An 8,123-nucleotide genomic window follows, 5' to 3' on the forward strand; every position below is an offset into this window, starting at 1 on the left:
GGACGCACCCGAACAGTATACACAGAATACGGTGGCAGGCTCGGCCATCGAGGAGAAGGTCGTCGCCACGGTGATGGCAAAGCAACTTGGCCGGTCATCCACCTTGCCTATACTGTGCGTGTCAGCACTATGTGTTGAGGGGATCCTGAGGAGCATGACATGAGTGAGACAACCGAGCACACCTATCTGTTCGACGACACCATAAGGGTGTTGTTCTCTGATGCAGTGCGCATCACGCTGCGGGATCTATCCGTTGCGGAGGAAGCAACCACATGAGGGAGTCAGGCGCCCTATTTGACCGTGTCTGGAGCATCGCGGCGAAGGTACCACGTGGCAAGGTGACAACGTATGGCGCCATCGCGCGTGCCCTGGGCAGTCCCGGAGCGGCCCGAACGGTGGGCTGGGCGATGCGGGCAGCGCCCGTCAGATCAGGGCTGCCGTGTCACCGTGTGATCAATGTCACGGGTGAACTGTCCCCCGAGGACACGTTTGGCGGGCCCGGTGTCCAGCGGTCACTGCTCGAGAGCGAGGGAGTTACCTTCGACGTGCAGGGGCGCGTCGACATGAAGCGCCATCTCTGGATACCCTAGCGACGCTCAGCGCAGTTCCTCAACGCATATCCTTCATTGAGGAGTTCTTGAGTTTCTGTCAAATACGTCCATGCTCTTGAGCATAAGGGAGGATCAGGTGAGCGACGCAAGGCAGCGACTGGAGTCTATAGACGAGTTCAGAGGGTTTTCCATCCTGCTCATGGTGCTGGCCAACTATCTGGCCGATCCCCACGTTGTTCCAGCGTGGCTGAAGCATGCCCCCGACATAGGATTCACCGTCATCGACATCATCGCGCCGATGTTCATTGCGGCCATCGGACTCACATTTGGTGCGTCGTTCCGAGCCAGGCTGATCAGAGACGGCAGGCGCGCGACCATCGAGCATTTCGTGTTCCGGAACCTTGCTCTCATCGGCATTGGGGCGCTTCTCACGGTGCTGGAAAATGTCTGGGGACTCACTGCCGGGTCAGATTGGGGAGTGCTGCAGGCTATCGGCTTCGCCGGGCTTGTCGCCCTTCTCTTCATCGCGGTGCCGGCGCGCCTGCGATGGCTGGTAGGACTCTTGCTGCTGGTTGCCTACCAGTTTCAGCTCAACAGTTCCTGGCTGACGAGCGTCCTGAGTTCCACACACGGGGGACTCGAAGGCGCCCTTTCCTGGGGGGCCATGCTGGTCATGGCGACCGCGCTGGGAGACCTGTTTCATGATGCCACAAAGGGAAGGCGCTGGTTCCCCGCGACCTCAGCGGGCGTCCTCGTCTTGGGTCTTCTTCTGGCTTTCGTGGTTCCGGTCAGCAAGAACCGTGTCTCAGCCAGTTATGTCCTGATCGCATTGGGCGCAAGTGACCTGATCTTCTGGTGTTTCCATATGTTCGACGAACGTTTTGGCCGCTCGATACCCATCCTCAGGGAGTGGGGGCGCAACTCTCTGTTGCTCTATGTCATATACGGCGTTCTTCTGGGTATATTCGTTGCACCTGGAATACCCGGCTGGTACGAACTAGCCCCCGTGTGGCTGGTAGCTCTTGAGGCGCTGTTCATAGTTGGAACGCTGAGCTGGATCGGGTGGGTGCTGGACCGCAGGCATTTTTATGTCACCTTGTGATGCCGGCAAGGAGGAATGATGGATGAGTACGCGAAAGTCATTGTTGTTGCAGGGCAGGCTGAGGCCGAGCGCATCGTTCAGGCTCTTGGAGCTGCGGGCATGACCGCGTTCTTCCGCGCGACAACGGGTCTCGAAGGGATGTTTCAGGTCATGGCTGTCCAATCTCGCCTTGATGAGGCACGGGATGTCGCGAGCATGTTCCAGGGCTGTGAGTGCCAGCAGGAAGGAAATCATGACGAACTCGAGGTCCACAGTCAGACCGGAAAGCGCGTGCGCCGCCGGGGAATCGTCGAGTAGAGGCGTGCCGGCTGGAATTCGCGTGGGGTTTCTGGCACTTTGCAGGACATTTATAGAACACACGAGGTGACACATGGACACATCGGGCACACTTGCAGGCATTGTCTGCCGCGAATTTGGGCCTGAACTCTGGCCACAGCTGGAAACACTATTTGGCAAGAATGGAGCATGCGGCGGCTGCTGGTGCTGGTGGTGGCGGCTTGCGGGCGTGGAACGCTGGGACGACGTGAAGGGCGAGGTGGCGCATGAGCGACTGTGCCATGCAGTCCAGACCGGAATGGTGCACGGGATACTTGCCTTCGACGGAGAGACGCCGGTGGGATGGTGCTCATTCGAGCCGCGTACTTCTCTGCCACGGCTGGAACGCTCACCAAGGTTCAAGGGCAGGCCTGCAGAAGGTGTCTGGTTCGTCGGATGTTTCTTCATCCAGCGTGGCTGGAGGCGCCGGGGGCTGGCGGAGCTGCTGCTGGGACATGCGATCGGCGTGATGGAGCGTGAAGGAGCTCGTGCCGTGGAGGCTGTGCCGACGGCGACGCACGGACGCCCACAGGCGGACGCGTTTCTGTTCACGGGCACGTATGGAATGTTTGAGCGGCTCGGGTTCCACACAACTATGGACACACGCGGCAGGACCACGGTCATGAGACGTGAATTTGTTCCAGGAGTGCAGTGTAAAGCGACGGGTTCGCAGTAACCTTTGTCAGGGGATGGACGTAGACAAGGTGGACAGTCGGTCAGTGTTCTCAGAAGACCGGCTGCCAGGTTAAGGAGAAGATATGACTGACCAGAACACTCGCAAGACCCGTTCCTCGATGGCGAACGTCGGCATTCTGCTGATCGTCGCCGGCATCGTCATCCTTGCATTGCAGTATGTTCGCATCGACCTGAACTGGCTTCCACAGCGCTGGGCGGACATGTCATGGCCACTGCACATCATCATTCCCGGACTTGCGTTGTTCGTAGTGGGCCTGGTGCTTCCTGACCGGGCGGGAGAGGGTCTGTCCGAGTTCGGGCTTGTGGCTGCGGCAGTGGGCACCCTGCTCTGGTATCAGGCTATCACTGGCACATGGGAAAGCTGGGCATATGCCTGGGCTCTGGTGTTCCCCGTCACGGGAGGACTCGCGGGCATCATCCATGGGACATTGCACGCCAACTGGCGACACGTCAGGGACGGCGCGGGAAGTCTTGCCCTCGGCCTCGTTGCTTTCGTGGTACTGGGGTACGTGTTCGAGGGCTGGCTGGGGTTCGAGGGATTTGGACTCAACCGGATTGCTGCCTGGGTTCCAGGAGTGATCCTGCTGGCAGTGGGCGTCATCGTCCTCTTCGTCGGTACTCCCGGTGAGCACAGTTCAAGACGCGCCGAGCGCGAACAGCGGCATATCGAGCGCGAACAGAGATGGGCAGAACGTCGTACGACACCCAAGGGATGGACGAGCGCCCCCGTCGTGCCTCCCGAGGAGAAGAAGATGGAGACTATCACGCCAACCGAGCCGACAAAGCCCGAGGATAAGCAGCCTTAGTAGACGTTGGACGAGTCATTCCTCGTTGGCCGGCCGGGATACCCTCGGCCGGCCTCGCCATATGGTCGGGCGAGGAATGTACCTAGAGGCGTGAGGCCAGCAGGCGGGCGAGAGCTTCCAGAGCGACGATCGGTCGGGGCGCCGTGCCGGTGGCAGCGGTGCTCAGCGTGTAAACGATGGTGAACACGGTGTTGTTCTTGCGTACCAGCATGGCAGCGATAGCAGGATCGTCGTACCGTGCCGAGGCCTCGCCGACGATTGCCGTCCCTGTGTCATTGATGAGTCCAGTGGCAGCGAGCTTGTCCTTGTACCAGGCATATGCCTGGTTACGCAGCACATGATTCGGATCAGGGGTGAACTGCCCGCCGAGGAGCGTCAGGGAACCCCCATCACGGAAATCGATGGTGATACCGTTCTTTGCCGTGGCCAGTTCCTTGCCCTGGCCGTTCGTGCTTTGATCAGGGAAGAACACGAAGGTCTGGTCGGCGTACCCGATGCTGACGGCTGTCCCTAGCCCCGTCTCCGTGAAGTCCTGTGAGCTGAGCGTCATGCCAGGCAGCACGTTGATGGGCCCAGTCACGGTCGGGCTTCGCAGAGCCGAGATAAGCGTGACCGCGCCTCCACTGACGAGGGCGAGCACGATGACAATGGTGACAAATGTACGCATGCGTTTGCGGTTCAAGGTTGCCTCCAGCTAGTGACCATTAGTATAGGACGGCCCACTGCTCGAGCAATGCCTTCAGCGTGCCAGCAGGTAGCGGACGAGGACGAGGAGCGCGAGGTGAGCCGGGTAGTACGCATAGAACAGCTCCGGCAGATGGCGCAGGTGCAACCGGGGTGGCCAGAGGATGAATGGGATGCTGGCTAGTGCGTACACCTGGGACGGCCAGAACAGGATCCCGGCGAGCACGTGCAGGAGTCCATGTCCGATGGCGAGCTGCTCTCTGTGTTGAAAGAGAACGAAGCTGGTCAGACACAATACAACGCCATAGAGGCCATAATCCGGACCAACGGCCGGCAGCCAGAGTTGTATGGCGGCCACGCTCAGTGCAAGGACGACCGCCCACCACCGGCGGTGATCCCATCCCCAGATAGCCAGCAGTCCCAGCAGCAGCGTGCCAAAGATGTTGAGCGTCCACGGACGCACGCCGAACGCGATCATGTAGACCGGCTGGGCAATGAGACCCCAGATGGCAAGCCTGAGCACATAACGGGAGAGGTCGTGCGTGTGCAGATAACCGGCGGCAAGCTGGTAGGCGAAGAGGGGAAAAGCCACGCGCCCGATGATGCGGAGCCAGTCCACCTGTGGTAGCAGAATGGCTCCCACGTGGTCGATGGTCATCGAAATAATGGCGACAAGCTTGAGCGCGTCAGACTGTTCGAGTGTCGGCCACCCGTCTCTCAGGGAGGAGGCACCTTCATCGGCGTTCGTCAATGTCGACAATTCATCGCCTCACTCTTCTTGACAGCCCCCGAGGCGGCACTAGAATACTGCAGTACAGCCGCATGTTGGGGCGTCGTCTAATGGTAGGACAGTGGCCTTTGGAGCCATGAATTGCTGGTTCGACTCCAGCCGCCTCAGCCATCTTCTTCAGACCCAGACAAATTGCCTCGGTCCTGGGTTGACGCGGTCGAGTCAGCACAGCCTCAGGACAGAGGCATATTCGCAGTGTAGCAGTCCCGCCTGTTTTTGCTAGACCACCTGGCCGGCGAGAACCGCATAGGTGGTCATCGCGTCAAACTTGCCCATTGTCTGCAACGCCATCACGTATGCGCCGAGGACCGGGTCGAGCAGTGGCGGCTGCAGCCGTGCGAGTGGAGCGACTTCATGAGTCAGGAGTGTCAGCCTGTCGATGAAAGCAGGATTGCCGCCCCCGAAGACCGAGCCACCCAGGACGACATCGACGACCTCATGCTCGAAGCCCATCTTGTGGACCAGCCCCGTGATCCCCTCCGCCAGAGACTCTGCCTGTAGCATGAGGATACGCCTGCATACTTCGTCGCCGGCCGTCGCGCCGTCGAAGACCAGCGGTACGATGGCCAGAGCCCGATGCAGCAGCTCTCCGTGCCCTGCCGTGTCTTGTACAGCCTCGAGGAACAGGAGTTGCAGCGTATCATAGTCGGGTGCACCGGTCACGTTCAATACCGCCTGCTCCAGCACGGATTTCGGCCCTGTCCCGTCGTGGGAAAGAAACGCATAGTGCAGGATGTCTCTCAGCATGTCGAGTCCGCCGCCTCGCAGGCCGCTCTCGTAGCCAAGACTCCGGAGTGTGACCCAGGTTCCCTCGCGGCTGCAGGCACATGCGTTGGCGCCTCCGCCGCATACCAGGGCAATCCCCCAGCCCTTGTCGCTTCCTGCCTTGAGCATGATCCACGTATCATTGACGAGGTCGAAGATCAGCCCGGGGAATGTGGTGGTCAGAGCTGCACTAAGCATCTCGCGGTCCTTAGGTAGATCCATGCCGGACAGTCCGAACACGGCACGCTCGATCTGCGGTAGCGAAAGACCCGCAGCTGTCAGGGCTTCATGAACAGCGTCGGTGATGCCCGATATGGCTGCTTCGAGGCCCACGATCTGGTAGTTGGAGGCTCCTCCTTCTCCGGATCCGACGATATGGCCGGCATCGTCACCGATGACAGCCTTCGTCCTGGTGGTTCCCCCGTCGACGCCGAGATAGTACGTCACAGCCATGCTAGTGTTCCTCCTTTAGAACTGCCTGATTGCCTTCGCAAGTTGAGGGATTCCCGATGACCTTTCACGTCTGATACGTCTGTTTCTTGTTTGACGCTTGGAACACCCTCTGTTTCCATCTGCCAAGTATATCATGGTTCATCATGCTGTCTGCATGTCGTGGAGCGCTAGCTGCCGTGACAACGGCGACGGAAACGCGGCTGAACGATATATGGGTAGTGGAAATGGTTCAAGAACTAAGAGGCTCCGTTACCATCCTAGATGACATTTCTCATCACTTCTCACATTCGCTCGAAGCGGACTGCAGAGCTCTTGCATTTTGGCCAAGACCGCAGTAACATTTGCTTATTGGGAATGAATGTCAAATGCACACGGGTCGGCAGGAAGCCAGAACTCCACGTGTCATGCTAATCAGTACTGTTGTTGTGATGCCTAGATACAGGGATGATCTCTATGCTGACAAAGAGCGATCTTGAGAAACTCGCGCAGGTTCGATTGGAAGGCGCGCTGTTCTTGCTTCAAGCCCATCGTCTCTCATCGGCCTACTACCTTGCTGGTTATGCTGTCGAGTTGGCGCTCAAGGCTTGCATAGCAAAGCAGATGCTGCCAAACGTGATTCCAGACAAGGAGCTCATCAAAGCGATTTACACACACAATCTTTATAGTCTGTTGTCAACTGCGGGACTTAGACCTCAATTCAATGAGGAGATTAGAGCCGATACTCAATTTGCCGTATATTGGATGATTGCCAAAGACTGGGACGAAGAAAGCCGGTATGCATTCTGGGATCAAGATCATGCTGCGGCACTGCTGGAGGCTGTGAATGAGCCAAATCACGGGGTATTCCAATGGGTGAAAAGGTACTGGTAGAGAGTAAGGTTGCCGACTCAGTCAAGCTGATCCAAGAACTGGACGCCGGTGGTAAAGCACCTAGCTTGGCGGCTTGGTACTATTACGACGACGCAAATGAATGGCGACTGCTACTTGCTGGCCCAGCATTTGGTGCCTCGTTGCCAAAACAAGAGGCTGTGGCATACGGATATCTGGTTGAAGCCATGGCAAGCCTCTCTCTCTTCTTTAACGATCTCGGACTTGAAACTTGTTGACACCAATGAGCCACTTCCTCAGGCGCTCCACTCTTTGATTCGGACAGAATCAGATGAAATCGCTCGAGCCAGTTTAACAAACATAACATTGAATGGCATCTTCATTAAGGAGATGATTCTGCTGCGTTCAGCCTAGTTGAGAGCAAAGACAACGCGTCTGGTGTCGTGGCCCAGCAAGCTAGGAACGGACCAGCTATGATGCCGGACCAACTCCAGCGTTGAAGGTTTCAGCGGCTCTGGACGTGTCGATCAGTCAGCCACGGTTCTGTCGACGCCGAGATAGTACGCCACAGCCATGCTAGATGAATTCCGAGTCGACGCTCGTATGGAGGTGCAGGGGGGTCAGGACCTTGAATGCTTCTGCCAGCTTCATCCCGTGGCTGGCCCCGACGTCCGCGCTCTTCAGTGCCAAATACTCGATCGCCATCTGGAGTGTTTCGGGCGTGAACTGGCTTTTGTACAGGCTGAGGGCTGCCAGCTTCGCCTCGGTCTCGGCCGTGATGTCGACGAACTGGTTTGGCCTGCTGGTGAGGTAGAACGCGATGAAGCGGACGTCGTGAGGGGGCAGCTCAGGAAGATACAGGGGCAGGTTGCAGTAGATCAAGCTGTCTGCTGCCGACCAGCCGCAGTTGAGGTGGTCCTGGTGGGCCTCATATGTGAGCCACGGGTCGGGCGCCAGGACAGCGTCCGGCTGTTCCTGCCGGATGATGCGGACCATTGCTGCGGTCGTTTCCCCACAGTGGGGCAACTGACCATCATGAAAGGGCAGGTACAGGTGTTTGACTACACCCATGGCCTCGCCGGCACGCTGATCCTCGTCCTTGCGGATCGTGACCAGGCGTTCGCGTGTCATCG

At 58.5% G+C, this 8,123-nt stretch carries 11 protein-coding genes and 1 tRNA gene; 8 read left to right on the plus strand and 4 right to left on the minus strand.

Translation table 11 applies throughout. From position 1 onward, the window contains the following. Positions 1-272 precede the first annotated feature (272 nt). The 5 genes from SMC3_RS00750 to SMC3_RS00770 all read left to right on the plus strand — a co-directional run bounded on the left by SMC3_RS00750 (position 273) and on the right by SMC3_RS00770 (position 3,470). Positions 273-590, plus strand: coding sequence for an MGMT family protein (locus SMC3_RS00750; RefSeq protein WP_119086763.1), 318 nt, complete (start codon positions 273-275; stop codon positions 588-590). Between the two features lie 97 nt (positions 591-687). Then, positions 688-1,653, plus strand: a complete 966-nt coding sequence (locus tag SMC3_RS00755) for a heparan-alpha-glucosaminide N-acetyltransferase domain-containing protein (RefSeq protein ID WP_165846486.1) — start codon at positions 688-690, stop codon at positions 1,651-1,653. Positions 1,654-1,671: 18 nt separating this feature from the next. Then, on the plus strand, positions 1,672-1,950 hold the full coding sequence (locus SMC3_RS00760; protein WP_119086765.1) for a hypothetical protein: 279 nt from the start codon (positions 1,672-1,674) through the stop codon (positions 1,948-1,950). Between the two features lie 73 nt (positions 1,951-2,023). Beyond that, positions 2,024-2,644, plus strand: coding sequence for a GNAT family N-acetyltransferase (locus SMC3_RS00765; protein WP_119086766.1), 621 nt, complete (start codon positions 2,024-2,026; stop codon positions 2,642-2,644). An 82-nt stretch (positions 2,645-2,726) separates the two neighbouring features. Then, on the plus strand, positions 2,727-3,470 hold the full coding sequence (locus tag SMC3_RS00770) for a hypothetical protein (protein WP_119086767.1): 744 nt from the start codon (positions 2,727-2,729) through the stop codon (positions 3,468-3,470). Between the two features lie 82 nt (positions 3,471-3,552). On the opposite strand, the gene SMC3_RS00775 is transcribed toward SMC3_RS00770, so the two are convergent. Then, the gene (locus SMC3_RS00775) at positions 3,553-4,152 is read right to left on the minus strand and encodes a hypothetical protein (protein WP_119086768.1); all 600 of its coding nucleotides are present in this window, start codon (positions 4,150-4,152) and stop codon (positions 3,553-3,555) included. 57 nt (positions 4,153-4,209) lie between these two features. Then, the gene (locus SMC3_RS00780) at positions 4,210-4,914 is read right to left on the minus strand and encodes a TraX family protein (RefSeq protein WP_119086769.1); all 705 of its coding nucleotides are present in this window, start codon (positions 4,912-4,914) and stop codon (positions 4,210-4,212) included. 66 nt (positions 4,915-4,980) lie between these two features. On the opposite strand from SMC3_RS00780, the gene SMC3_RS00785 reads away from it, so the two are divergent. Further along, positions 4,981-5,055, plus strand: a tRNA-Gln gene (locus tag SMC3_RS00785). 108 nt (positions 5,056-5,163) lie between these two features. On the opposite strand, the gene SMC3_RS00790 is transcribed toward SMC3_RS00785, so the two are convergent. Continuing rightward, positions 5,164-6,162, minus strand: coding sequence for an N-acetylglucosamine kinase (locus SMC3_RS00790; RefSeq protein ID WP_119086770.1), 999 nt, complete (start codon positions 6,160-6,162; stop codon positions 5,164-5,166). Between the two features lie 453 nt (positions 6,163-6,615). Between SMC3_RS00790 and SMC3_RS00795 the strand changes: the two genes are divergently transcribed. Both SMC3_RS00795 and SMC3_RS00800 read left to right on the plus strand, forming a co-directional pair. Further along, positions 6,616-7,032, plus strand: a complete 417-nt coding sequence (locus SMC3_RS00795; protein ID WP_119086771.1) for a DNA-binding protein — start codon at positions 6,616-6,618, stop codon at positions 7,030-7,032. Next, positions 7,011-7,268 carry a hypothetical protein gene (locus tag SMC3_RS00800; protein ID WP_119086772.1) on the plus strand — a complete coding sequence of 86 codons (258 nt, stop codon included), beginning with the start codon at positions 7,011-7,013 and terminating at the stop codon, positions 7,266-7,268. The genes SMC3_RS00795 and SMC3_RS00800 overlap by 22 nt, the downstream gene beginning before the upstream one ends. 298 nt (positions 7,269-7,566) lie before the next feature. Here the strand turns inward: SMC3_RS00800 and SMC3_RS09310 are convergent. Further along, a partial coding sequence (locus SMC3_RS09310) for a PIG-L deacetylase family protein (RefSeq protein ID WP_119089718.1) occupies positions 7,567-8,123 on the minus strand: 557 nt, incomplete at its 5' end.

The sequence above is a fragment of the Candidatus Cryosericum hinesii genome, assembly GCF_003570985.1.
GTDB lineage: Bacteria > Caldisericota > Caldisericia > Cryosericales > Cryosericaceae > Cryosericum > Cryosericum hinesii.